Source organism: Streptomyces sp. NPDC055013, assembly GCF_053608645.1.
Genome location: NZ_JBSGVW010000007.1, coordinates 116,715 through 138,489, shown reverse-complemented (window position 1 = coordinate 138,489; position 21,775 = coordinate 116,715). Strand labels below are relative to the sequence as shown.

Genomic DNA, 21,775 nt, shown 5'->3' with positions numbered 1-21,775 from the left:
CACTTCAGCGACCGGGGGTTGAAGCCCGGTTGCCGGTGATCGGCAACCCCCTCACGGAGACGGGTGGCCGAGGTCGATGGCGTGGTCGTGGTGGCCGAAGCCCCGTGGCCCGGAGACCTGGGGGCAGCAGCTGGTGGCGGTAATTGCCCTTCAGCGACCGGGGGTTGAAGCCCGGTTGCCGGTGATCGGCAACCCCCTCACGGAGACGGGTGGCCGAGGTCGATGGCGTGGTCGTGGTGGCCGTCGGTGGCCGAAGCCCGATGGTCCGCAGGCCGGTGCGCGACAGCCCGGTGGCCCGGAAGCCGGAGCCTCTTGACCGGTGGCCCGTTGGCGGAGGTCAGTGGCCAGTCGGCCGCTGGCCGGATGCCGGCCGGCACCAGGCCGCCCACAGGTTCCGGACGGTCAGTCCACCCCCCGCACCACCGCCGCCGAGTTGAAGCCCCCATGGCCGCGGGCCAGGATCAGAGCGGTGCGTAGTGCGGTCTCGCGTGGGCGGTCGGTCACCAGGTCGAGGGGGTGGTCGGGGGACGGGGTCACGTGGACGGTCGGGGGGATGATGCCGTCGCGGATGGCGAGGAAGGCGGTGGCCAGGTCCAGGGGGGCCGCGCCCGAGTAGAGGCGGCCCGTCATCGTCTTGGGGGCCGTGACCGGGACGGCCCGGGGGCCGAACACCGCCGTGATCGCCTCGGTCTCGATGCGGTCGAGCTCGGGGTCGGCCGCCGCGTCGGCGAAGACCACGTCCACCTGGTCGGCGTTCAAACCCGCGTCATCCAGGGCGAGTTCGATCGCGCGGCGCAGGGCCGGCGGGCGCTCGGTGCCCGGCGCGGGGTCGAACGTCGCGGCGTACCCGGCGATCTCGCCGTAGATCCGCGCACCGCGCGACCGCGCCGACTCCTCGGACTCCATGACGAGCAGCGCACCGCCCTCGCCCGGCACATACCCGTCGGCCGCCCCGTCGAAGGGCAGATACGCCTGGCTCGGCTCGTCGCGCGTGGTCAGTCGCTGCGCGGCGAGCTGGGCGACCCAGCCCCACGGGCAGATGGAGGCGTCCACGGCACCGGAGACCACGATCGGCGTGCCCTTGCGGATCTGACGGCGTGCCTGCGCCACCGCGTCCAGCCCGCCGGCCTGGTCGCTGACGACCACGCTGCTCGGGCCCTTCATGCCGTGCCGGATGGAGATCTGGCCGCTGTTGACGGCGTAGAACCAGGCGAACGACTGGTACGCGCTGACGTACTGGCTCCCCCGGCTCCACAGCGCCTGCAGCTCGCCCTGGCCGAACTCGAAGCCGCCCGACGAGCTCGCCGTGACCACGCCCATGCTGAACTCGGGCAGGTCCTGCGGCCGTATCCCGGCGTCCGCGAGGGCCCAGTCGGCGGCGACCAGTGCCAGCCGGGTCATCCGGTCGGTCTGCGGCAGCAGCCGGCTCGGCAGGTGCTCCTCGGCCGCGAAGCCGGGGATCTCACCGGCCAGCCGCGCCGGGTACCCCGACGGGTCGAAGCGGGTGATGCGCCCGATGCCGCTCTTGCCGGCCAGCGTCGCCGCCCAGTAGTCCTGCACTCCCAGGCCGTTGGGGGCCGTTACACCAAGGCCCGTCACCACGACCGCGTTCATGCCATGCTCCTCTCGGGACGGGCGAGCACCATCGCGCTCTGGAAACCGCCGAACCCGCTGCCCACCGACAGCACCGCGTCGGTCAGCTGCTCACGGGCGGTGAGCGGCACGTAGTCGAGGTCGCACTCCGGGTCGGGGGTGTGCAGGTTCGCCGTGGGCGGCACCACGTGGTGCTCCATGGCCAGCGCGGACGCGGCGATCTCGATCGAGCCGATCGCGCCGAGCGAGTGCCCCACCATCGACTTGATGGAGCTCACCGGAGTGCGGTAGGCGTGCTCGCCGAGGCTCTTCTTGAAGGCGGCCGTCTCGTGCCGGTCGTTCTGCTTGGTGCCGGAGCCGTGGGCGTTGATGTAGTCGATCCGGTCCACGTTCATGCGGGCCTCGTCCAGCGCCACCGTGATCGCCTCGGCCATCTCCGCGCCGTCCGGCCGCAGACCGGTCATGTGGTACGCGTTGCTGCGGGTGGCGTAGCCGGCGATCTCGGCGTAGATGTGCGCCCCGCGCCGCCGCGCGCTCTCCAGCTCCTCCAGGACGAACACCGCGCAGCCCTCGCCGAGTACGAACCCGTTGCGGGTGCCGTCGAACGGCCGCGAGGCCTGCTCGGGGTCCTCCCGGCGCGGGGTCGTCGCCTTGATCGCGTCGAAGCAGGCCATGGTGATCGGCGAGATCGGCGCGTCGGACGAACCGGCGATCATCACGTCGGCCGAGCCCTCACGGATCAGCTCGACGGCGTAGCCGACCGAGTCGATGCCGGAGGTGCAGCCGGTGGACACCACGGTGTTGGGGCCCTCCGCGCCGACGGTCCAGGCGACCTCGGCCGAGAAGGAGCTCGGGACGAAGTAGTTGTAGAGGTGCGGTACGGCGTACTCGTGGTCGACCAGGTGCAGCCGGCCGCCGTCACTGACGATCCGGTACTCCTCGTCCAGCCCCATCGTGGCGCCGACCGCGCTGCCGATGGTGACGCCCACCCGGTGCGGTTCGTGGGCGGCGAGGTCGATCCCGCTGTCGGCCACCGCGCCGCGCGCCGCGACCACCGCGAACTGGGCGGCCCGGTCCATCCGGCGGACCTCCTGCGGTGTGAGCCCGTGCCGGTCCGGGTCGAAGTCCATCTCCGCGGCGACCTGCGAACGGAAGGGGCTCGGGTCGAAGAAGGTGATCCCGCGCGTCGCGGTACGGCCCTCGCTGAGCATGTTCCAGAAGCTGTCCTTGCCGACGCCGCCGGGCGCGAGGACCTCGATCCCGGTGATGACGACCCGCGCGGGGCTGTCCCGACGGCCGCTCATCGGGAGGCCTCCCAGTTGTAGAAGCGCGTCGCCATCGCGTCGGCCGGGGAACGCCACGTGGCCGGGTCGTACGCCTCTATGCAGGGCTTCAGGTCCTCACTGATGCGCACGAAGCGCTCGTCGGACTTGGCCTTCTCGATCAGCTCACCACCGTTGTCCGCGTCGAAGTCCTGCAGGTGGAAGTACAGACCTCGGTAGTGGAAGAGCTGGCGGCGTCGCGTACCCATCAGATGGGGCATCTCGGTCTCGTCGAACGCGCCGAACAACTTGGCGACATCGACCGCGGAGCCCGGTTCCATCCGAGCCACGATCAAGGTGCTGTGCATGAGCTCTCTCCTTGGAGAATGGTGCGTGGGAAAAGGGGCACGGAGCACGGAAAGGGAAGTCGATTTCCGTCAGTCGATGCCCCGGCAGATGTGCGGGTGGTCGCTGTCGTTCTCGTCGTCCTCGCCGGCCAGGAGCCAGGCGGGCACCTGGGGCGCGGGCGCGTCGTGCCCGTCGTACGACTCGGAACACGTCTTGGAACAGATCCCGGAGTAGGTCTTGGAGTAGGTCTTGGAGTACGTCGGGAAATACGTCTCGGAGTACATCTGGTCACACCTCCCTGGGACTTCCTCAGTCCTTGATCTCGCAGATGGCTGCGCCGGACGTGAGGGAGGCGCCGAGGACGGCGGACAGGTCCTTGACGGTGCCGGACCTGTGGGCGTTGAGGGGCTGTTCCATCTTCATCGCTTCGAGTACGACGATGAGGTCGCCTTCCTTGACCTCCTGGCCTTCCTCGACGGCGACCTTGACGATCGTGCCCTGCATCGGCGAGGCGAGGGTGTCGCCGGAGGCGGCGGGGCCGGACTTCTTGGCCGCGCGGCGCTTCGGCTTTGCTCCTGCGGCCAGGCCGGTGCGGGCCAGGCTCATGCCGAGCGAGGACGGGAGGGAGACCTCCAGACGCTTGCCGCCGACCTCCACCACGACCGTCTCGCGGCCGGCTTCCTCGTCCGCCTCCGTGTCGGCGGGGGCGGCGAAGGGCTTGATCTCGTTGACGAACTCGGTCTCGATCCAGCGGGTGTGGACCGTGAACGGGTCGCCGGAGCCGGTCAGCTCCGGCGCGAAGGCGGGGTCGGTGACGACCGCGCGGTGGAAGGGGATGGCGGTGGCCATGCCCTCGACCTGGAACTCGGCCAGGGCGCGGGCGGCGCGCTGGAGGGCCTGTTGGCGGGTGGCGCCGGTGACGATCAGCTTGGCCAGCAGGGAGTCCCATGCCGGGCCGATCACGCTGCCGGACTCCACGCCGGCGTCCAGGCGGACGCCCGGGCCGGTCGGCGCGGCGAACGTGGTGACCGTGCCGGGGGCGGGCAGGAAGTTGCGGCCCGGGTCCTCGCCGTTGATGCGGAACTCGAAGGAGTGGCCGCGCAGGGGCGGGTCGTCGTAGCCGAGGGCTTCGCCGTCGGCGATGCGGAACATCTCGCGCACCAGGTCGATGCCGGCGACTTCCTCGGTGACCGGGTGCTCGACCTGGAGGCGGGTGTTGACCTCGAGGAAGGAGATCGTGCCGTCCATGCCGACGAGGAACTCGACGGTGCCGGCGCCGACGTAGCCGGCCTCCTTGAGGATGGCCTTCGAGGAGGAGTACAGCTCGGCGACCTGGGCGTCGGAGAGGAACGGCGCGGGGGCCTCCTCGACGAGCTTTTGGTGGCGGCGCTGCAGTGAGCAGTCACGGGTGGAGACGACGACGACGTTGCCGTGGGTGTCGGCCAGGCACTGCGTCTCGACGTGGCGGGGCTTGTCGAGGTAGCGCTCGACGAAGCACTCGCCGCGCCCGAACGCCGCGACCGCCTCCCGCACCGCCGAGTCATACAGCTCGGGCACCTCTTCGAGGGTGCGGGCGACCTTCAGGCCGCGTCCGCCGCCGCCGAAGGCCGCCTTGATCGCGATCGGCAGGCCGTGCTGTTCGGCGAAGGCGACGACCTCGTCGGCGCCGGAGACCGGGTCGGGTGTGCCCGCGACGAGCGGGGCGCCCGCGCGCTGGGCGATGTGCCGGGCGGCGACCTTGTCACCCAGATCGCGGATGGCCTGCGGCGGCGGCCCGATCCAGATCAGACCGGCGTCCAGGACGGCCTGGGCGAACTCGGCGTTCTCCGACAGGAAGCCGTAGCCGGGATGGATGGCGTCCGCGCCCGACTCGCGTGCCGCGTTCAGGACCTTGCCGATGTCCAGATAGCTGCTTGCCGGGGTGTCACCGCCCAGGGCGAACGCCTCATCCGCAGCGCGGACATGCAGAGCGTCGCGGTCCGGATCCGCGTAGACGGCCACGCTCGCGATCCCGGCATCCCGGCAGGCCCGGGCCACGCGGACAGCGATTTCGCCACGGTTGGCGATGAGCACCTTGCGCACGATTGAGGCTCCCTCCTTGAAACAAGCCGAGTTTAGGGACTGCCGACACGCCACATCGACCCGTCCCCAGTGGTGAGCTTGCCCACACGGAGCGTGATTCCAGGCTCGCTCGACCTGCGAAATCCCATGTCGCGCCTCGGCACGCAGGTCTCTCCCGGAAAACCCTAGCCCTCCTCTGTGGTCAAGGTCTCTGTCATCACGTGCTGCGGGCCACTCGGTTTCTTTGTGGAATCCCTACGAATGGCCCAATGATTCTTTGCCCTCGACCGAACCCTTGTCCCTGGGTTTACCCGTTAGTAGCGTTCGCGATGTAGTTGAACGTACTTGGGGTAACAGCGCGGAGCTCGGAAGTGGGTGGGGGCCGGTGGTGCGCAGGCCGGTGGCGTGGGTGGTGGCGGTCGTGCTCTTCACGGAGGCGCTCGGCATCGCCGCGGTGAACTGGTTCCTCGGGGTCGTCGTCGACCGTCAGGACATGTCCTTGGCGGGGCTCGACCCGAACGTGATGTCGGTGTCCTCGAAGGTCGGCGGCCTGGTCTTCGGCGCCTATTTCGCGCTGTGCGGCCTCGTCGCCCTGCTCGTGGCCGTGCGCGACCGTGCCCCGGCCGGCTTCGGCCGCATCCTGCTGATCAGCGCGGCCGTGGTGCACGCACTGCTGGGCGCGCTCGCCTGGGGTCTGGTGGGCTGGACGGCGTTCCTGTTCATGGTCGTCGTACTCGGCCTGATAGTGCTGCTGCTCATGACGTACGACGCCCGGACGGCGCCCGAGGAGCCCGCCGACGCCGCTCCCGACGGGGGCAAGGGCGGCGACGGCTCCCCGGTCGGAGGCTCTCCGGTCACGCCTCCGCCGGCGCCCACAACTCCGTGATGCCGATGCCCAGTTGCGCCAGCAGCCGGCGCACCAGCGGCAGGCTGATGCCGATCACGTTGCCGTGGTCGCCGTCGATGCCGTCGATGAACGGGGCCGAGCGGCCGTCGAGGGTGAACGCCCCGGCGACGTAGAGCGGTTCGCCGGAGGCGACGTACGCCGCGATCTCCTCGTCGGTCGGCTCGCCGAAGCGGACGACGGTGGAGGCGGTGGCCGAGGTGTACCGGCCGGTCGCGGTGTCGTAGATGCAGTGGCCGGTCTGCAGCGTGCCCGCACGGCCGCGCATCGACTTCCAGCGCGCCGTGGCCTCCTCGGCGTCGGCCGGCTTGCCCAGGGCCTGGCCGTCCAGGTCCAGGACCGAGTCGCAGCCGATCACGATCGCGCCCATGACCTCGGGTTTCGCCGCCACGACGGAGGCCTTCGCCTCGGCCAGGGCCAGGGCCAGGTCGGCGGGGGTGGGCGCGGTGACGGCGTCCTCGTCGACGCCGCTGACGATGACCTCGGGGGCCAGGCCGGCCTGGCGGAGGAGATTCAGCCGGGCGGGGGACTGGGAGGCCAGGACGAGCCGGCGGCGGGGCTGATCAGTCATGCGGTCAGCGTATCGGCGTGCCCGGCCCGACTCACCTCAGACCGAGCACGACCATCGTGAGCACCATGGCCAGCGCCATGAGAACGCCCAGGCGCCGCAACATCTCCTGCGTCTCGCGCAGTTCCTCGGGCGGCTCGTTCTCGGGGTCGGACCACAGCATGCCTTCCATCGTCGGTCGGCGGTTCGCGGCGGCGCCTGAGTACGCATACTCAACTTTCCCCTAAACGGTGCTAGTGTTCCATTAGCTAAAGGGATTTCAGTCCCGTTTGGAGGGTCGTGCCATGTTCACCACTTCCTGGACCGCAGCACCTCAGCTGCCCAGCGAGGGCTTCACGCCCAACTGGTCCCGCGAGGGCTTCTGGCGCCAGTCACTGCGGCAGGTCGTACGGCTCTCGGCAGGCGGTGGCCGGGTGCGGGTGCGGCTCTCCCACGCGTACGGCACCTCGCCCGTCCGAGTCGCGGGGGCGAGCGTGGGCCGTACGGCCGAGGGGGCAGCAGTGGAGCCGGGGTCGCTCACGCGGCTCACCTTCGGGGGTGCCGCACAGGGCGTGCTGCATCCATGGCGCGCCTCCGGCACGTCGGCGCACAGGGAGCTGGTCAGCGACGACGTCCCCCTCGCCGTCGCCGCCGGTGATTCGGTGACCGTCACGCTCCACTTCGACGCCGCCACCGGCCCCGCGACCTTCCACGCCCAGGCCTTCACGACCGGATACCGGGGCGAGGGTGACCGTTCGGCGGACCCCGGCGCCGAGGGCTTCGACGCGGCGACCGAGTCCTGGTACTTCCTGTCGGCCGTGGAGGTCGACGCCGGCCGCACGGACGCCGTGGCCCTCTTCGGCGACTCGATCACCGACGGGTTCGGGTCGACGCCGGGTGCGAACCGGCGTTGGTCGGACGTCCTCGCCGAGCGCACGGGGCGGCCGGTCCTGAACGCGGGGATCGGCGGGAACCTGCTGCTCAACGACTCGGCGTGGTACGGCGAGAAGGGCGTCCACCGGTTGCGCCGGGACGTCCTCGACCGGTCGGGCGTGGACACGCTGGTCGTCCTGCTCGGCCTGAACGACATCGGCTTCAGCGAGACGGACGAGCAGCCGACCTACAAGCCGGCGCCGGTGGTGGAGGCCGGGGAACTCATCACCGGGCACCGGGAGTTGATACGGCAGGGCAGGGCGGCGGGACTGAGGGTGATCGGGGCGACGCTGCTGCCGTTCGCGGGCTCGGACCACTGGGGCGAGCGGGCGGCGAAGGTGAGTCACGAGCTGAACGAGTGGATCCGCAGCTCGGGGGAGTACGACGCGGTGGTGGATCTGAACCGGGCGCTGGCCGATCCGGCGGACCCGGACCGGCTGCGTCCGTCGTACGACTTCGGCGATCACCTGCACCCGAACGACGCCGGGTACGAGGTGATGGCCGAAGCCGTCCGGGCGGCCCTCTAACCGGGCCAGTACGTGCGCGCCCACGTCGACGGACCCGGCTGCGGCAGCCGGTGCGCGGCGATGCGGGACGGGTCCGACCACCCGTCCCGCGGCTTGGATGCGCCGGACGGCGTGGCTGCTGCCGCCGCGGCGCGGGCGCGGACCACCGCCAGTGCGGCGGCCAGCTCCTCGGGTGTCGGGTTGCCCCGCAGGACCTTGATGTTCATGACGGCTCCCAGCAGGCCTAGAGGGGAATGTTGCCGTGCTTCTTCGGGGGCAGGGATGCCCGCTTGGTGCGCAGCTGACGCAGGCCCCGTACGACATGGCGGCGGGTGTCGGACGGCATGATCACCGCGTCGATGTAGCCGCGCTCGGCCGCGACGTAGGGGTTGAGGAGCGCGTCCTCGTACTCCTGGATCAGCCGGGCGCGCACCGCCTCGACGTCCTCACCGCCCGACTCCGCTTCGGCGATGGTGCGCCGGTGCAGGATGTTGACCGCGCCCTGGGCGCCCATGACGGCGATCTGGGCGGTGGGCCAGGCCAGGTTGAGGTCGGCGCCGAGGTGCTTGGAGCCCATGACGTCGTAGGCCCCGCCGAAGGCCTTGCGCGTGATGATCGTGATCAGCGGGACCGTCGCCTCGGCGTAGGCGTAGATCAGCTTGGCGCCGCGGCGGATGATGCCGTCGTGCTCCTGGTCGACGCCCGGGAGGAAGCCGGGCACGTCGACGAAGGTGATCACCGGGACGTTGAAGGCGTCGCAGGTGCGCACGAAGCGCGCGGCCTTCTCGGAGGCGGCGATGTCGAGACAGCCGGCGAACTGCATCGGCTGGTTGGCGACGATGCCGACCGGGCGGCCCTCGACGCGTCCGTACCCGGTGACGATGTTCGGGGCGAACAGCGGCTGGGTCTCGAAGAACTCGGCGTCGTCCAGGATGTGTTCGATCACCGCGTGCATGTCGTACGGCTGGTTCGCACTGTCCGGGACCAGTGTGTCCAGCTCCAGGTCCTCGGCCGTGACGGTGAGGTCGGCCTCCTCCGGGAAGGCCGGGGGCTCGGAGAGGTTGTTGGACGGCAGGTACGACAGCAGCTGCTTGACGTACTCGATGGCGTCCTTCTCGTCGCCGGCCATGTGATGCGCCACGCCCGAGGCGGAGTTGTGGGTGCGCGCGCCGCCCAGCTCCTCGAAGCCGACGTCCTCGCCGGTGACCGTCTTGATGACGTCCGGGCCGGTGATGAACATGTGCGAGGTCTGGTCGACCATGATCGTGAAGTCGGTGATGGCGGGGGAGTAGACCGCACCGCCCGCACAGGGCCCGACGACGAGGGAGATCTGCGGGATCACACCGCTGGCGTGGGTGTTGCGGCGGAAGATCTCGCCGTACGCGCCCAGTGAGGCCACGCCCTCCTGGATGCGGGCGCCGCCGGAGTCGTTGATGCCGATGACCGGGCAGCCGGTCTTCAGCGCGAAGTCCATGACCTTGACGATCTTCTGGCCGTAGACCTCGCCCAGCGCGCCGCCGAAGACGGTGAAGTCCTGCGAGAACACGGCGACCGGGCGGCCGTCGACGGTTCCGTACCCGGTGACGACACCGTCGCCGTACGGGCGGTTGGCCTCCAGGCCGAAGTTGGTCGAGCGGTGCCGGGCGAACTCGTCGAGCTCGACGAAGGACCCCTCGTCGAGGAGGAGGTCGACGCGCTCACGGGCCGTCAACTTGCCCTTGGCGTGCTGCTTTTCGACGGCGCGTGCGGAGCCGGCGTGCGTCGCTTCCTCGATACGGCGCTGGAGATCCGCGAGCTTGCCCGCGGTGGTGTGGATGTCGATCCCTTGGATCTCGTGACGCTCTTCCGGCTCGGACATCGGGATGGCGCTCCCTGCCTGCTCAAAAGGGGGGACGGTTACTCATCCGTAGAGTAGTGGGGGGCCTACGAATCAGCAGTGCGGCGTTTCACACACCTAGGGTGGCTTGCATGACGCCGCGAGATGCATCAGACGACAGCCGTTGGTCCGACCTGGACCGTCCGCCGCTGAACGCCGCCGCCCTGCGGCGCGGGCTCGTCCGGGAGGGCGGGCTGTGGCGCGAGGTGGAACTGGTGCAGCGCACCGGCTCCACCAACACCGACCTGGTGGGCCTGGCGACCGACGGCAAGGCGGTCGAGGGCTCGGTGCTGGTCGCCGAGGAGCAGACGGCCGGCAAGGGCCGCCTGGACCGCACCTGGACGGCACCGCCCCGCTCGGGGCTGTTCTTCTCCGTGCTGCTGAACCCCGCCGAGGTGCCGGCGGCCCGCTGGGGCTGGCTGCCACTCCTCACGGGCGTCGCCGTGGCGACGGGCCTGTCGCGCGCGGCAGGCGTCGACACGGCACTCAAGTGGCCGAACGACCTGCTGGTGACCGTCGGCGGCGAGGAACGCAAGGCCGGCGGCATCCTGGCGGAGCGGGCCGGCGACGAAGGCGTGGTCATCGGTGTCGGCATCAACGTCACGCTGCGTGCGGACGAGCTGCCGGTGCCGCAGGCGGGCTCCCTGGCCCTCGCCGGAGCCGTGAGCACGGACCGGGACACCCTGCTGCGGGGCATCCTGCGCGCGCTGGAGGAGTGGTACGGGCGGTGGCGGGCCGCGACGGGCGATCCGGTGGTGAGCGAACTCCAGGAGACGTATGCCGCGGGGTGCGCGACGCTGGGGAGAGTGGTGCGGGCCGAGCTCCCGGGGCATCGGTCGATCATGGGGGAGGCGGTCGCGATCGACGGGGACGGGCGGCTGGTGCTGGCCACCGCGGAGGGCGTGCAGGAGCCGGTGGGAGCAGGCGACATCGTGCACTTGAGGTTGGCGTGACTTCGCCTACCGGGCTTCCGGAGTGAGGTGGCCCACACCTGCCGTAAAGTGAAGGCCGGTCGATTACTGACCGCGGCAGATCGGAAGGGCAGCAGGCGTGACCGTCGACGACACGGGCTCCGGCGCGGGCGAGGACGGCCGGGTGGATTCCCCCGACGCCGACCCCGGCGAGGATCCGCTCGCGCTGCGCCTCGAACAGCTCATTCTCGGTGCCGAGCGGCGCTACACCCCGTTTCAGGCGGCCCGTAGCGCCGGTGTCTCCATGGAGCTGGCGTCCCGGTTCTGGCGGGCCATGGGCTTCGCCGACATCGGGCAGGCCAAGGCACTGACCGAGGCCGACGTACTGGCGCTCAGGCGCCTCGCCGGTCTCGTCGAGGCGGGACTGCTCAGCGAGGCCATGGCCGTGCAGGTGGCCAGATCCACCGGGCAGACCACCGCGCGTCTGGCCGACTGGCAGATCGACTCGTTCCTGGAGGGGCTCACCGAGCCGCCGGAGCCGGGGATGACGCGGACCGAGGTGACGTATCCCCTGGTCGAGCTGCTCCTGCCCGAACTGGAGGAGTTCCTCGTCTACGTCTGGCGCCGCCAGCTCGCCGCCGCGACCGGCCGGGTCGTGCAGGCCGCCGACGACGAGGAGATGGTCGACCGGCGGCTGTGCGTCGGCTTCGCGGACCTCGTCGGGTTCACACGGCTGACCCGCCGGATGGAGGAGGAGGAACTCGGCGAACTCGTCGAGGCCTTCGAGACAACCGCGGCCGACCTGGTGGCCGCGCGCGGAGGGCGACTGGTCAAGACGCTCGGCGACGAGGTGCTCTTCTCGGCCGACGACGCGGCGGTCGCCGCGGAGATCGCCCTGCGGCTCATCGAGACGATGGCGGGCGACGAGACGATGCCCGAGCTGCGCGTCGGCATCGCCTTCGGCACGGTGACCACCCGAATGGGCGATGTCTTCGGTACGACCGTGAATCTCGCCTCCCGGCTGACGTCGATAGCTCCGCGTGACGCGGTCCTCGTGGACAGCGCATTCGCCGAGGAGCTCATCCGGTCGGGTGAGGCGCCGGCCTCCGAGGCGGAGGCGGCGGAGGCCGCGGTCGCGGCGGAGAAGGAGGGCGAGGAGCCGCCGGTGTACCGGTTCGCGCTTCAGCCCATGTGGCAGCGGCCGGTGCGAGGGCTTGGCGTTGTCGAGCCGTGGCTGCTGACGCGCAGGGCCTTGCCGGCGGACTGAGCGCCGTTCAGCGGCCGCCGGCCAGACGGTCCACGCAGAGGCCGATGATCGGGATGCACACGCTGCCGTCGTCGGAGTGGTCCGGCTGTGGGGCCGGGGGGTTCGATGCGCTCTGGCTCGGTGTCGCGGTCCTGGTTGGGGCCGGGGCCGGGGCCGGTTGCTGTGCGTGACCGGTCGTTGCCGGTGGGTCCGGTGCGCGGGTGGGTGCCGCGGCGGCGTCCACCGGGCGGCTCCGGTCACCGGGTGGCGTGGTGGCAGGGCTGTTCGTGGTCGGTACGACGATCGTGCCCGTCGTCGGTGTCGCGCCCAGGCCGCCCATGACGGAGGTCGCCGACGGGCTCGGCTTCGGGGTGGCCGTCGGGATCGTGGCGGCGGCGTTGGTCGCGCCGTCCGTGTCCGTGCCGGGGACCGGCGTGGGGTCGGCGTCCGCCGTGCCCAGGCCGGTGACGTTGGAGTCGGGGGTCAGGCGTACCAGGCTCAGGGCGCCGGCGGCGAGGGCGAGGCCTCCGGCCGCGAGAAGGGCCTTGCGGGGCCGGGGCCGGCGATGGCGGCCGCGGGGGCCGAAGAGGCGGCCGACCGCCTCGGTGTCCGCCGGTGCCTCGCTCGCGGCGCCGCTCCGCGCCGCCGCCCCTCTCGCCTGCGGTCCTTCCGCCGTCACACCCATCACGACCCTCCCAACGAGCTCGCGCCCCCATTGCGCCGTGGCTCGCGCACGTTATGCGCTGTCGTTGGCGGTAGGGCGGGAGTTGGGCGGGATGTCACTCGAACGGGGTGTCGGGACTCGACTCGGGAACCGCTCGCGGCGGGCCTTTCCCCGGAGGGGTCCGGCTGCGATGATCGGGGCGAATGTTGTTAACCTGCGTTAACCGGAGGGTGTCATGAGTGAGGAGCGGTACGGGGAGTTCGTGCTGGTGCGCAGGCGCGGGCATGTCGCGGAGCTCGTACTCGACCGGCCCAAGGCCATGAACGCCGTGTCGACGGAGATGGCCCGTTCCATCGCGGGGGCGTGCGCGGCGCTGGGCGCGGACAACGGCGTACGGGCGGTCGTCCTGACCTCGACGCATGAGCGGGCGTTCTGTGTCGGTGCGGATCTGAAGGAGCGGAACTCCTTCAGTGACGCGGACCTGGTGCGGCAGCGGCCGGTGGCCCGGGCGGCGTACACGGGGGTGCTGGAGTTGCCGGTCCCGACGATCGCGGCGGTGCACGGCTTCGCGCTGGGGGGCGGCTTCGAACTGGCGCTGTCGTGCGACGTGATCGTGGCCGACCGTACGGCCGTGGTGGGGCTGCCCGAGGTGTCGGTCGGGGTGATTCCGGGGGGTGGGGGTACGCAGTTGCTGCCGCGGCGTGTGGGTGCGGCCAGGGCCGCGGAACTGATCTTCACCGCGCGCCGGGTCGAGGCCGTCGAGGCCCGGGAGCTCGGGTTGCTGGACGTGCTGGTGGAGGAGGGGCAGGACCGGGAGGAGGCGTTGGCCCTGGGGGCGCGGATCGCCGTGAACTCGCCGGTCGGGCTGCGGTCCGCCAAGCGGGCGCTGCGGCTGGGGCACGGCATGGACCTGCGGGCGGGGCTGGAGGTCGAGGACGCGGCCTGGCGGGCCACGGCGTTCTCGGGGGACCGTGCGGAGGGCGTGGCCGCGTTCAATGAGAAGCGGAAGCCCGAGTGGCCGGGGGAGTGACGGTGTCCTTCGGCTCGTAGGCCGGTGCTGGGCTCCCCGTTCGCCACACCAAAGTCTCAAATCATGGCAAACCTCCCTAACCTGGAGTGATGGGTGAGGACACACGGCTCGCGGCCGTAGTGGCGTTGGCGCAGGGGATGGCGGCGGTGCACACCCCGCGTGAGTCCTGGCGGGCGGCGGCGTTCGGGGCGTGTCGGGCACTGGCCGGGAGTTTTGCCGCGCTGTCGGTGTGGGAGCGGGAGCTCGGGCGGTTGCGGGTGCTGGTGAACGTGGGGGACCGCACCCAGGGGGAGGAGGAGTTCCCCACTGACGAGGCCTATCCCGTGCATCAGTTCCCGGAGATCACCGAGTTCCTGCACGAACGGTGGGCGTCCGGTGGGGAGCCCAACGCCTGGGTGGAGACGGCCGAAGGTCCCGCCGCCGGGCAGCCCGGCTACTGCCATCAGCGCGTCGCCGCCCTGCGACGTCGCGGGCGGGGGTGCTGTGTCGTCGCGCCGATCGTGCTGAACGGGCGGGCATGGGGGGAGCTCTACGTCGCCCGTTCCGCCGGGGCTCCCGTCTTCGACCGTGGGGATGCCGACTTCGCCACCGTGCTCGCCTCCGTCGTGGCCGCCGGCCTCGCGCAGAGTGAGCGGCTGGAGGAGGCGCGGCGCCTGGCGTTCACCGACGCGCTCACGGGACTCGCCAACCGGCGTGCCGTCGATGTGCGGTTGGAGGAGGCCATCGAGCGGCATCGCAGGGACGGCATCGTGGTCAGCCTTGTCGTCTGTGACCTCAATGGGCTCAAGCGGGTCAACGACACCCAGGGGCATGCGGTGGGTGACCGTCTGCTGGAGCGGTTCGGGTCGGTTCTGTCGCTGTGCGGCGCCATGCTGCCGGGCGCTCTCGCGGCGCGGCTCGGCGGTGACGAGTTCTGTCTGCTGGCCGTCGGGCCGGCTGCCGACGACGTGGTGAAGGCCGCGGACGAACTGTGCCGTCGGGCCGCCGAGTTGGAGCTCGGGGAGGGGGTGGCGTGCGGGGTCGCGTCCACGGCGGATCCGATCGGGGCCGTGGGTTCGGCCCGGCGCTTGTTCCGGCTGGCCGATGCCGCGCAGTACCAGGCCAAGGCCGTGCTGGCCGACAAGCCGGTCGTCGCCGGGCGGGAGGGGCCGGACGACCCGGTCGTACGCCTCGCCGACGCGGAGCCCTCCGGCGAGGGCGCGGTGGAGCGGCGGCGGTTCCGGGGGCGGCTGCCGTGACCGGCCGGCCGGTGCTGACCGGCGTGTAAGGGGTGTACCCCGCACCCACTAGTGACATCTTCGTCTTCACTGCGTACGCTCCTGAATATGGATATGCACACTGTGGTGGTGGGGACGTCCGGGGTCACCGCGTCCGACGTCCTTGCCGTGGCGCGGGGCGGGGCCCGCGTCGAGCTGTCGGAGGAGGCGGTCGCGGCGCTGGCCGCGGCGCGCGGGATCGTGGACGCGCTGGCGGCCAAGCCCGAGCCCGTCTACGGCGTCTCCACCGGCTTCGGCGCCCTGGCGACCCGGCACATCAGCCAGGAGCTGCGGGCGCAGCTGCAGCGCAACATCGTTCGTTCGCACGCCGCGGGAATGGGGCCGCGGGTGGAGCGGGAGGTCGTACGGGCCCTGATGTTCCTGCGGCTCAAGACCGTCTGCTCGGGGCACACGGGAGTACGGCCGGAGGTCGCGCAGACCATGGCCGACGTGCTCAACGCCGGGATCACGCCCGTCGTCCACGAGTACGGCTCCCTCGGCTGCTCCGGTGACCTTGCCCCCCTTTCGCACTGCGCCCTCACACTGATGGGGGAAGGCGAGGCGGAAGGATCTGACGGGAGCGTGCGGCCCGCCGGTGAGCTGCTTGCCGAGCACGGCATCGCGCCCGTCGAGCTGCGTGAGAAGGAGGGGCTCGCCCTCCTCAACGGCACCGACGGCATGCTCGGCATGCTCGTCATGGCCCTCGCCGACCTGGACGCGCTCTACAAGTCCGCCGACGTCACCGCCGCGCTCAGCCTCGAGGCGCTGCTCGGGACCGACAAGGTGCTCGCGCCCGAGCTGCACGCCATCCGGCCGCACCCGGGGCAGGGCGCCTCCGCCGCCAACATGCTCGCCGTGCTGAAGGGTTCGGAGCTGACCGGGCATCACCAGGACGACGCGCCCCGCGTCCAGGACGCGTACTCGGTGCGGTGCGCCCCGCAGGTCGCCGGTGCCGGGCGGGACACCCTGGCGCACGCACGGCTCGTCGCCGAGCGGGAGCTCGCCTCCGCCGTCGACAACCCGGTTGTGCTGCCCGACGGACGTGTCGAGTCCAACGGCAACTTCCACGGGGCACCCGTCGCCTACGTGCTCGACTTCCTCGCCATCGCGGTCGCCGACCTCGCCTCCATCGCCGAGCGGCGCACCGACCGGCTGCTGGACAAGAACCGCAGCCACGGGCTGCCGCCGTTCCTGGCCGACGACGCCGGTGTCGACTCGGGGCTGATGATCGCCCAGTACACCCAGGCGGCCCTGGTGAGCGAGCTGAAGAGGCTGGCCGTTCCGGCGTCCGCCGACTCGATTCCCTCCTCCGCCATGCAGGAGGACCACGTCTCCATGGGCTGGTCGGCCGCACGCAAGCTCCGTACCGCCGTCGACAACCTCACCCGCGTCCTGGCCATCGAGCTCTACGCCGCCACCCGCGCCATAGAACTGCGGGAGGGGCTCGCCCCGGCACCGGCCTCGCGGGCGGTCATCGACGCCGTGCGGGACGCGGGGGTCCAGGGCGCAGGGCCCGACCGGTTCCTGGCACCCGATCTCGCCGCGGCCGACGCGTTCGTGCGCGGCGGAGAGCTGGTCGCCGCCGTGGAGAAGGTCGCCGGGCCGCTGCAGTGACATGGAAGGGGCCCTGTCGTACGACCGACAGGGCCCCGATGTGTCTTGAACGGCTTGATTCCTGAGCGGGTTACTTCAGCTTGGCGCTCTGCGCGTCGATCAGTGCGGCCGGCACGTCGTACGGCTTGTCCGAGAACATCAGGCCGATGTTGACCGTGTAGTACGTGGCGATGCTGCTGCCGTGCCGCACCACCTCGATGTGCGAGGTGCCCTCGTCGCCGTCCTCCTCGTTCACCAGGGTGAACGCCACCGACTCGTCACCGGCGCCGGACGCCTTCTCCGCGGTGATCTTGGTGATCTTCTGGTCCGTGCCCTGCATGGTGAGGGGGAAGCCTCCGGAGCAGCTCTTCACCGCGTCCGACACGGACTTGAAGGTGTCGGCGGCACCGGCACCGTCGTACGAGGACAGGCCCACGACCGTCAGATTGAGGCTCATCGCGTCGGTGAGCGAGTCCTCGATCTCCCCCTCGCTCAGGTCCTCCAGGGACTTGGAGGCGTTGGGGGTGGGCTTCTCCTTCTTCTCGCGCGTCATGACGGCCGCGTTCGACGCCGAGTCGCCCGGCGGCAGCCCGCCCATGGCGTAGGCCAGCGGCGTGCACTGCGACTCGCTGCTCTTGATCTGGTCCTTGGACTTCGGCAACTGCTTGCCGGAGTCGTCCACCTCGTAACCCGCGACATCGCCCTGCGCGATGATCGACTTCTTCAACTCCGCGGCGCTGAGCGCCTTCGCGGCCTGCCCGTCCGACCCCTTCGAGTCGTCCGACCCCCCGCCGCAACCCGTGACAAGGGCGAGCGACAGTGCGCTCACGGCAACCGTGGCGGCTGCGCGCACGCCCGATGATCTCTTCATGAGCGGACTATGAAGCCGATGTGAAGGAATCGTCAAGCGAGTTCAGAAGCCGAGCTGTTCCCGGCGTACCGAGTAGGCGACGAAGCCCGCGCCCACGGCGAGGAAGACGGTCCCGCCGACGATGTACGGCGTGGTGTCGAAGCTTCCGGTGTCGGCCAGCCGGGTGCCGTCCCCGGTGCTGTCGTCGGCGCTCTCGGACGCGGCCCGCGCCTGCTGGGTGACCTGGGTCGTGGGTGTCGCCGAAGGCTCGGTTCTCGCCGGTCCGTCGCCCGTCGCGTTGGCGGAGGGTACGAACCACAGGGCGCCCAGCAGGGCTCCCGCGGCGGTGGCGGTCAGCAGCGATCGGCGTGCGGTGGACGTCGATCGATGAGCGGCGGACACGGAATATCGATCCCCTTGTGGCGCTGGCGAATTGGCCGTGTGGGCAGATGTTAGTGAAAGTCGCGGGTCACGGGAAAGTCACGGGAGGAAAGGGCCGTACGCTCCAGGTATGAGTACTCCAGAAACATCACGGTTTGTACGGCTTCGAGTCGAGCTCGTTCTCGAAGTGGACGACCGCGACGCCGTGACCAAGGCCGCCCTGCGGCGGATCGCCGACGACGTCACCATGCCGGTCGACGAACGGGCCCACGCCGAGAGCGCTGTGACGGAAGACACTGCCGAGGCCCTCGCCTATCTCGTTGATCCATTCGACCTGGTCAGCGAGGTACCCGGAGTCGAGCTCGCGCAGGCCTCCTGGTCCAGCGAGCGCATCGACTACGACCCGGATTCGCCGGAGTGGGACCTCGGCGAGGATGATGGTGAGGAGGACTTCGACGGCGAAGTGGCCGAGCGGGCCGGCTGAGGCGTCTTGGGGAAATCGTGACCCCGGACGGCAACCGCCGCCCGGGGTTTCGTCGTCTCATGGGACGCACTGACCGAAACCCGCACCACCTGCCGCGGCAGACGTGGTGTGCCCCACACATACGTGGGATGTGGAACGGGACGAACCGGTCGTAGCGTTGAAGATCCTTGACGGGGACTCTCGGGGTTCTGGGGATTCGGGAAGATGGAGAAGCGTGTGATGACGAACAGTAGGCGGCGCAAGGGCCTGACGGTCGCGTCCGCACTGCTCGGCGGTGTCCTGGTGCTCTCGGCCTGCTCCGGCGGCGGCGACGACGCCTCCGGCAGCGGCGGCGACTCCTCGCAGGCCAAGGTCGACGAGGCGGCCGCGAAGAAGACCTCCGAGGCCCAGATCAAGATCAAGCCCGAGGACGGCACCGACAACGCCTCCATCAACTCCGCCGCCGTCACCGTGAGCAAGGGCACGCTCACCGAGGTGACGATGAAGACCGCCGAGGGCGCCGCGGTCGAGGGCGAGATATCCGCCGACAAGACCAGCTGGAAGCCCAGCGCCCAACTGGAGCGCTCGACCACCTACAAGATCGCGGTGACCGCGAAGGACTCGAAGGGCCTGGACGCCCACGAGAACGCCTCCTTCACCACGGTCTCCCCGGACAACAGCTTCCTCGGCTACTTCACGCCGGAGGACGGCTCGACCGTCGGCGTCGGCATGCCCGTGTCGATCAACTTCGACAAGTCGATCAGCAACAAGGCGGCCGTCCAGAAGGGCGTCACCGTCTCCACCACCAGCGGCCAGGAAGTCGCCTGCCACTGGTTCAACGACACCCGCATGGACTGCCGGCCCGACGAGTACTGGCAGGAGGGCTCGACCGTCACCCTGAAGATGGCCCTGGACGGGGTCGAGGGCTCCGACGGTGTCTACGGCGTCCAGGAGAAGACGGTCACCTTCAAGATCGGCCGCAACCAGGTCTCCTACGTCGACGCGAAGACCAAGCAGATGAAGGTCACGCAGGACGGCAAGACCATCAAGACCATCCCGATCTCGGCCGGTTCGCCGGAGAACAAGACCTACCAGGGCGTCATGGTGATGTCCGAGAAGTTCAAGGAGACGCGCATGAACGGCGCGACCGTGGGCTTCACGGACGACGACGGCAAGGGCGAGTACGACATCAAGGACGTGCCGCACGCCATTCGCCTCAGCAGCTCCGGCACCTTCATCCACGGCAACTACTGGGGCGCCAAGTCCATCTTCGGCAGCGTGAACACCAGCCATGGCTGCGTGGGCCTGTCCGACACCAAGGGCGCCAACGACAAGGGCACCGCGGGCTACTGGTTCTACAACAACTCCATCCTCGGTGACGTCGTGGTCGTCCAGAACACCGGCGACAAGACGATCGCGCCGGACAACGGCCTCAACGGCTGGAACATGGACTGGGCGCAGTGGAAGGCCGGTTCGGCCGCCTGACCCGTCGCGCGCACAGCCGCCGCACAGTCGCCTCACAAGTAACCGATGCCGCCCCCAGGGGCGGCATCGGTGTTTCCGGGGACGGCTCCCAGCGTTCTCATCCATCTCTTATTTCGGCCTTATCCCTTCATCACGCGCCGTACCTACTTTGCGGCCCATGTTCTTCACCTACCTGAGGCGCGAGCTGCGCCGCCGCAGAAAGGCGGCCCTCGTCGTCGCCTCCGGACTCGCGCTGGGCATCGCGCTGGTCATCGTGGTCAACTCCGTGTCCTCCGGCATGAGCCAGGCCCAGGACAAGGTCCTGCAGTCCCTGTACGGCCTGGGCACGGACATGACCGTCACCAAGGCCGCCGAGCCGGCCGCGACCAGTTCCGAGCGGCCGCGCTTCCAGTTCGACGCCCAGGAGGACGGCTCCGACGAGGAGCAGTCCACCGACCGCGTCATGGTCCAGGGCTTCCAGACGCTCGCGAGCTCGACCGTGACCAAGGTCGGTACGCAGAGCGGTGTCTCGGACGCCGTCGGCGGGCTGAGCCTCCAGGTCGTCAAGGTCAGCGGGCAGTTCACGCGGGGGCAGTTCCAGCAGGACCAGAACGGCGGCCAGCAGGGCGGGCCCGGTCAGGGCGACGGCGGCACCGGGCAGCCGCAGGGCGAAGTGCGCGGCGGCGGCGCCGACTTCGACGTCAACAACTACTCCGTCTACGGCGCCGACGTCACCAAGCCGGGGCTCGGCCCGCTGACCTCGTCGAAGATCACCAGCGGCCGTACCTTCAAGTCGACGGAGACCAACGCCAAGGTGGCCGTCGCCGACACCTCCTACGCCAAGGAGAAGAAGCTCAAGGTCGGCTCCACCGTCACCGTCAAGGGCACCAAGTACCAGGTGATCGGCATCGCCACGCCCGACAGCGGGGACGCAGCCGCCAACCTCTACATCCCGCTGAAGCAGGCGCAGACGCTCGCCGACGCGAAGGACAAGGTCACCACGATCTACGTCAAGGCGTCCGACTCCCAGCAGATCGACGCCGTCAAGTCGGCCATCCAGAAGAACATCTCCGGTACGACGGTGACGACCTCCGCGGACCTCGCGGACACGGTGTCCGGCTCCCTGTCCACGGCGTCCTCCCTGGCGACCAGCGTCGGCAAGTGGCTGTCCGTCGCGGTGCTGATCGCCGCCTTCCTGGTGGCCGGACTGCTGACCTCCTCGGCGGTGTCGCGCCGGGTCCGGGAGTTCGGCACGCTGAAGGCGCTGGGCTGGAAGTCGGGCCGGGTGACCCGGCAGGTGGTCGGCGAGGCGATCGTCAACGGGCTGCTCGGCGGCGCGCTGGGCATCGCGATCGGCCTCGCGGGCGCGTACGTCGTGACGGCCGTCAGCCCGACGCTGCAGGCCCAGTTGGGCGGCGGTGGCGGGGGCGGCGGCATGGGTGGCGGCCCGGGTGGCGGCGGCTTCGGGGGCGGCGGCCCTGGACGGCAGACGGCCAGTACGACGCTCGACGTCGCCCTGACGGCACCGGTGAGCCTGACGACGGTCGCACTGGCGGTCGGCCTCGCGGTGACGGGCGGCCTGATCGCCGGCGCGTTCGGCGGCTGGCGCGCGTCTCGGCTCCGGCCGGCGGATGCGTTGCGACGCGTCGAGTAGCCGGCGTCGGCTGGGGCTGGGCAGAGGCCGGTCGCTCGACCCGGCGCACGCCGGGTGCCGCCCGCGCCCACCCGTGCCGCCCCAGGCGGCACGAATGCCCGCGGTTCGAACGAGCGAGGCATGCGGCCCTCGGGTGCGTGGGCTGCGGCGGCCCCGAGCTGCGCAGGCCGACAGCCGACGCGACTGCAACCGCCAGGGGCGCGGGACGGCATCGATATGCGGCTCCGCCGCGC

The 21,775-nt window shown here is 70.6% G+C and carries 22 protein-coding genes; 10 read left to right on the top strand and 12 right to left on the bottom strand.

Annotation, left to right across the window (positions count from 1 at the left end):
* Positions 1–402: 402 nt before the first annotated feature.
* The 5 genes from ACWGDB_RS11840 to ACWGDB_RS11820 all read right to left on the bottom strand — a co-directional run bounded on the left by ACWGDB_RS11840 (position 403) and on the right by ACWGDB_RS11820 (position 5,285).
* Positions 403–1,614: a ketosynthase chain-length factor gene (locus ACWGDB_RS11840; protein ID WP_453822288.1), complete on the bottom strand. Its 1,212-nt coding sequence runs from the start codon at positions 1,612–1,614 to the stop codon at positions 403–405.
* The gene (locus tag ACWGDB_RS11835) at positions 1,611–2,897 is read right to left on the bottom strand and encodes a beta-ketoacyl-[acyl-carrier-protein] synthase family protein (protein ID WP_328427306.1); all 1,287 of its coding nucleotides are present in this window, start codon (positions 2,895–2,897) and stop codon (positions 1,611–1,613) included. Before ACWGDB_RS11835 ends, ACWGDB_RS11840 begins: the two co-directional genes overlap by 4 nt.
* Entirely contained in the window at positions 2,894–3,223 is a 330-nt protein-coding gene (locus tag ACWGDB_RS11830) for a TcmI family type II polyketide cyclase (protein ID WP_427844755.1), read from the bottom strand. The genes ACWGDB_RS11835 and ACWGDB_RS11830 overlap by 4 nt, the downstream gene beginning before the upstream one ends.
* A 69-nt stretch (positions 3,224–3,292) precedes the next feature.
* Positions 3,293–3,487: a hypothetical protein gene (locus ACWGDB_RS11825; protein ID WP_453822287.1), complete on the bottom strand. Its 195-nt coding sequence runs from the start codon at positions 3,485–3,487 to the stop codon at positions 3,293–3,295.
* A 25-nt stretch (positions 3,488–3,512) separates the two neighbouring features.
* On the bottom strand, positions 3,513–5,285 hold the full coding sequence (locus ACWGDB_RS11820; RefSeq protein ID WP_453822286.1) for an ATP-binding protein: 1,773 nt from the start codon (positions 5,283–5,285) through the stop codon (positions 3,513–3,515).
* Positions 5,286–5,649: 364 nt separating this feature from the next.
* Between ACWGDB_RS11820 and ACWGDB_RS11815 the strand changes: the two genes are divergently transcribed.
* A complete protein-coding gene (locus ACWGDB_RS11815) occupies positions 5,650–6,150 on the top strand; it encodes a hypothetical protein (RefSeq protein ID WP_453822285.1) in 501 nt (166 codons plus the stop codon).
* Here ACWGDB_RS11815 and ACWGDB_RS11810 read toward each other — a convergent pair.
* Together ACWGDB_RS11810 and mmpB are read right to left on the bottom strand one after the other, a co-directional pair.
* Positions 6,119–6,739, bottom strand: a complete 621-nt coding sequence (locus ACWGDB_RS11810; protein WP_453822284.1) for a Maf family protein — start codon at positions 6,737–6,739, stop codon at positions 6,119–6,121. The two genes, ACWGDB_RS11815 and ACWGDB_RS11810, sit on opposite strands and share 32 nt — an antisense overlap.
* A 31-nt stretch (positions 6,740–6,770) precedes the next feature.
* Positions 6,771–6,899, bottom strand: a complete 129-nt coding sequence (gene mmpB, locus ACWGDB_RS11805; RefSeq protein WP_453822283.1) for a morphogenic membrane protein MmpB — start codon at positions 6,897–6,899, stop codon at positions 6,771–6,773.
* 121 nt (positions 6,900–7,020) lie between these two features.
* On the opposite strand from mmpB, the gene ACWGDB_RS11800 reads away from it, so the two are divergent.
* Entirely contained in the window at positions 7,021–8,175 is a 1,155-nt protein-coding gene (locus ACWGDB_RS11800) for an SGNH/GDSL hydrolase family protein (RefSeq protein ID WP_453822282.1), read from the top strand.
* On the opposite strand, the gene ACWGDB_RS11795 is transcribed toward ACWGDB_RS11800, so the two are convergent.
* Together ACWGDB_RS11795 and ACWGDB_RS11790 are read right to left on the bottom strand one after the other, a co-directional pair.
* Positions 8,172–8,381, bottom strand: coding sequence for an acyl-CoA carboxylase epsilon subunit (locus ACWGDB_RS11795; protein WP_453822281.1), 210 nt, complete (start codon positions 8,379–8,381; stop codon positions 8,172–8,174). The genes ACWGDB_RS11800 and ACWGDB_RS11795 overlap by 4 nt on opposite strands.
* A 17-nt stretch (positions 8,382–8,398) precedes the next feature.
* A complete protein-coding gene (locus ACWGDB_RS11790; RefSeq protein WP_453822280.1) occupies positions 8,399–10,012 on the bottom strand; it encodes an acyl-CoA carboxylase subunit beta in 1,614 nt (537 codons plus the stop codon).
* Between the two features lie 110 nt (positions 10,013–10,122).
* Between ACWGDB_RS11790 and ACWGDB_RS11785 the strand changes: the two genes are divergently transcribed.
* Together ACWGDB_RS11785 and ACWGDB_RS11780 are read left to right on the top strand one after the other, a co-directional pair.
* The gene (locus ACWGDB_RS11785; RefSeq protein WP_453822279.1) at positions 10,123–10,983 is read left to right on the top strand and encodes a biotin--[acetyl-CoA-carboxylase] ligase; all 861 of its coding nucleotides are present in this window, start codon (positions 10,123–10,125) and stop codon (positions 10,981–10,983) included.
* Between the two features lie 97 nt (positions 10,984–11,080).
* A complete protein-coding gene (locus ACWGDB_RS11780; RefSeq protein ID WP_383603696.1) occupies positions 11,081–12,208 on the top strand; it encodes an adenylate/guanylate cyclase domain-containing protein in 1,128 nt (375 codons plus the stop codon).
* A 7-nt stretch (positions 12,209–12,215) separates the two neighbouring features.
* Here ACWGDB_RS11780 and ACWGDB_RS11775 read toward each other — a convergent pair whose 3' ends face one another.
* Positions 12,216–12,872, bottom strand: a complete 657-nt coding sequence (locus ACWGDB_RS11775; RefSeq protein WP_453822278.1) for a hypothetical protein — start codon at positions 12,870–12,872, stop codon at positions 12,216–12,218.
* Positions 12,873–13,086: 214 nt separating this feature from the next.
* Between ACWGDB_RS11775 and ACWGDB_RS11770 the strand changes: the two genes are divergently transcribed.
* The 3 genes from ACWGDB_RS11770 to hutH all read left to right on the top strand — a co-directional run bounded on the left by ACWGDB_RS11770 (position 13,087) and on the right by hutH (position 16,751).
* Complete coding sequence (locus tag ACWGDB_RS11770) at positions 13,087–13,881, top strand: enoyl-CoA hydratase/isomerase family protein (protein ID WP_453822277.1); 795 nt, start codon at positions 13,087–13,089, stop codon at positions 13,879–13,881.
* An 89-nt stretch (positions 13,882–13,970) separates the two neighbouring features.
* Positions 13,971–15,119 carry a diguanylate cyclase domain-containing protein gene (locus tag ACWGDB_RS11765; RefSeq protein WP_453822276.1) on the top strand — a complete coding sequence of 383 codons (1,149 nt, stop codon included), beginning with the start codon at positions 13,971–13,973 and terminating at the stop codon, positions 15,117–15,119.
* A 93-nt stretch (positions 15,120–15,212) separates the two neighbouring features.
* A complete protein-coding gene (gene hutH / locus ACWGDB_RS11760) occupies positions 15,213–16,751 on the top strand; it encodes a histidine ammonia-lyase (RefSeq protein ID WP_453822399.1) in 1,539 nt (512 codons plus the stop codon).
* Between the two features lie 70 nt (positions 16,752–16,821).
* Here hutH and ACWGDB_RS11755 read toward each other — a convergent pair whose 3' ends face one another.
* Both ACWGDB_RS11755 and ACWGDB_RS11750 read right to left on the bottom strand, forming a co-directional pair.
* Positions 16,822–17,601: a hypothetical protein gene (locus ACWGDB_RS11755; protein ID WP_453822275.1), complete on the bottom strand. Its 780-nt coding sequence runs from the start codon at positions 17,599–17,601 to the stop codon at positions 16,822–16,824.
* 42 nt (positions 17,602–17,643) lie between these two features.
* Entirely contained in the window at positions 17,644–17,982 is a 339-nt protein-coding gene (locus tag ACWGDB_RS11750) for an LAETG motif-containing sortase-dependent surface protein (RefSeq protein WP_369273069.1), read from the bottom strand.
* 109 nt (positions 17,983–18,091) lie between these two features.
* Here ACWGDB_RS11750 and ACWGDB_RS11745 point away from each other — a divergent pair, with 109 nt between their 5' ends.
* The 3 genes from ACWGDB_RS11745 to ACWGDB_RS11735 all read left to right on the top strand — a co-directional run bounded on the left by ACWGDB_RS11745 (position 18,092) and on the right by ACWGDB_RS11735 (position 21,542).
* The gene (locus tag ACWGDB_RS11745) at positions 18,092–18,445 is read left to right on the top strand and encodes a hypothetical protein (protein ID WP_453822274.1); all 354 of its coding nucleotides are present in this window, start codon (positions 18,092–18,094) and stop codon (positions 18,443–18,445) included.
* Positions 18,446–18,664: 219 nt separating this feature from the next.
* The gene (locus ACWGDB_RS11740; RefSeq protein WP_453822273.1) at positions 18,665–19,909 is read left to right on the top strand and encodes a L,D-transpeptidase; all 1,245 of its coding nucleotides are present in this window, start codon (positions 18,665–18,667) and stop codon (positions 19,907–19,909) included.
* A gap of 157 nt (positions 19,910–20,066) precedes the next feature.
* On the top strand, positions 20,067–21,542 hold the full coding sequence (locus ACWGDB_RS11735) for an ABC transporter permease (RefSeq protein ID WP_453822272.1): 1,476 nt from the start codon (positions 20,067–20,069) through the stop codon (positions 21,540–21,542).
* Positions 21,543–21,775: the final 233 nt, after the last annotated feature.

Bases quoted from the DNA above. Each gene is read 5' to 3' on its own strand.
- ACWGDB_RS11775 (WP_453822278.1), bottom strand. From the start codon at position 12,872: ATGGGTGTGACGGCGGAAGGACCGCAGGCGAGAGGGGCGGCGGCGCGG.
- ACWGDB_RS11840 (WP_453822288.1), bottom strand. From the start codon at position 1,614: ATGAACGCGGTCGTGGTGACGGGCCTTGGTGTAACGGCCCCCAACGGC.
- ACWGDB_RS11740 (WP_453822273.1), top strand. From the start codon at position 18,665: ATGACGAACAGTAGGCGGCGCAAGGGCCTGACGGTCGCGTCCGCACTG.
- ACWGDB_RS11835 (WP_328427306.1), bottom strand. From the start codon at position 2,897: ATGAGCGGCCGTCGGGACAGCCCCGCGCGGGTCGTCATCACCGGGATC.
- ACWGDB_RS11735 (WP_453822272.1), top strand. From the start codon at position 20,067: ATGTTCTTCACCTACCTGAGGCGCGAGCTGCGCCGCCGCAGAAAGGCG.
- hutH (WP_453822399.1), top strand. From the start codon at position 15,213: ATGCACACTGTGGTGGTGGGGACGTCCGGGGTCACCGCGTCCGACGTC.
- ACWGDB_RS11810 (WP_453822284.1), bottom strand. From the start codon at position 6,739: ATGACTGATCAGCCCCGCCGCCGGCTCGTCCTGGCCTCCCAGTCCCCC.
- ACWGDB_RS11765 (WP_453822276.1), top strand. From the start codon at position 13,971: ATGGGTGAGGACACACGGCTCGCGGCCGTAGTGGCGTTGGCGCAGGGG.
- ACWGDB_RS11830 (WP_427844755.1), bottom strand. From the start codon at position 3,223: ATGCACAGCACCTTGATCGTGGCTCGGATGGAACCGGGCTCCGCGGTC.
- ACWGDB_RS11825 (WP_453822287.1), bottom strand. From the start codon at position 3,487: ATGTACTCCGAGACGTATTTCCCGACGTACTCCAAGACCTACTCCAAG.
- ACWGDB_RS11770 (WP_453822277.1), top strand. From the start codon at position 13,087: ATGAGTGAGGAGCGGTACGGGGAGTTCGTGCTGGTGCGCAGGCGCGGG.
- ACWGDB_RS11795 (WP_453822281.1), bottom strand. From the start codon at position 8,381: ATGAACATCAAGGTCCTGCGGGGCAACCCGACACCCGAGGAGCTGGCC.
- ACWGDB_RS11745 (WP_453822274.1), top strand. From the start codon at position 18,092: ATGAGTACTCCAGAAACATCACGGTTTGTACGGCTTCGAGTCGAGCTC.
- ACWGDB_RS11755 (WP_453822275.1), bottom strand. From the start codon at position 17,601: ATGAAGAGATCATCGGGCGTGCGCGCAGCCGCCACGGTTGCCGTGAGC.
- ACWGDB_RS11800 (WP_453822282.1), top strand. From the start codon at position 7,021: ATGTTCACCACTTCCTGGACCGCAGCACCTCAGCTGCCCAGCGAGGGC.
- mmpB (WP_453822283.1), bottom strand. From the start codon at position 6,899: ATGCTGTGGTCCGACCCCGAGAACGAGCCGCCCGAGGAACTGCGCGAG.
- ACWGDB_RS11785 (WP_453822279.1), top strand. From the start codon at position 10,123: ATGACGCCGCGAGATGCATCAGACGACAGCCGTTGGTCCGACCTGGAC.
- ACWGDB_RS11790 (WP_453822280.1), bottom strand. From the start codon at position 10,012: ATGTCCGAGCCGGAAGAGCGTCACGAGATCCAAGGGATCGACATCCAC.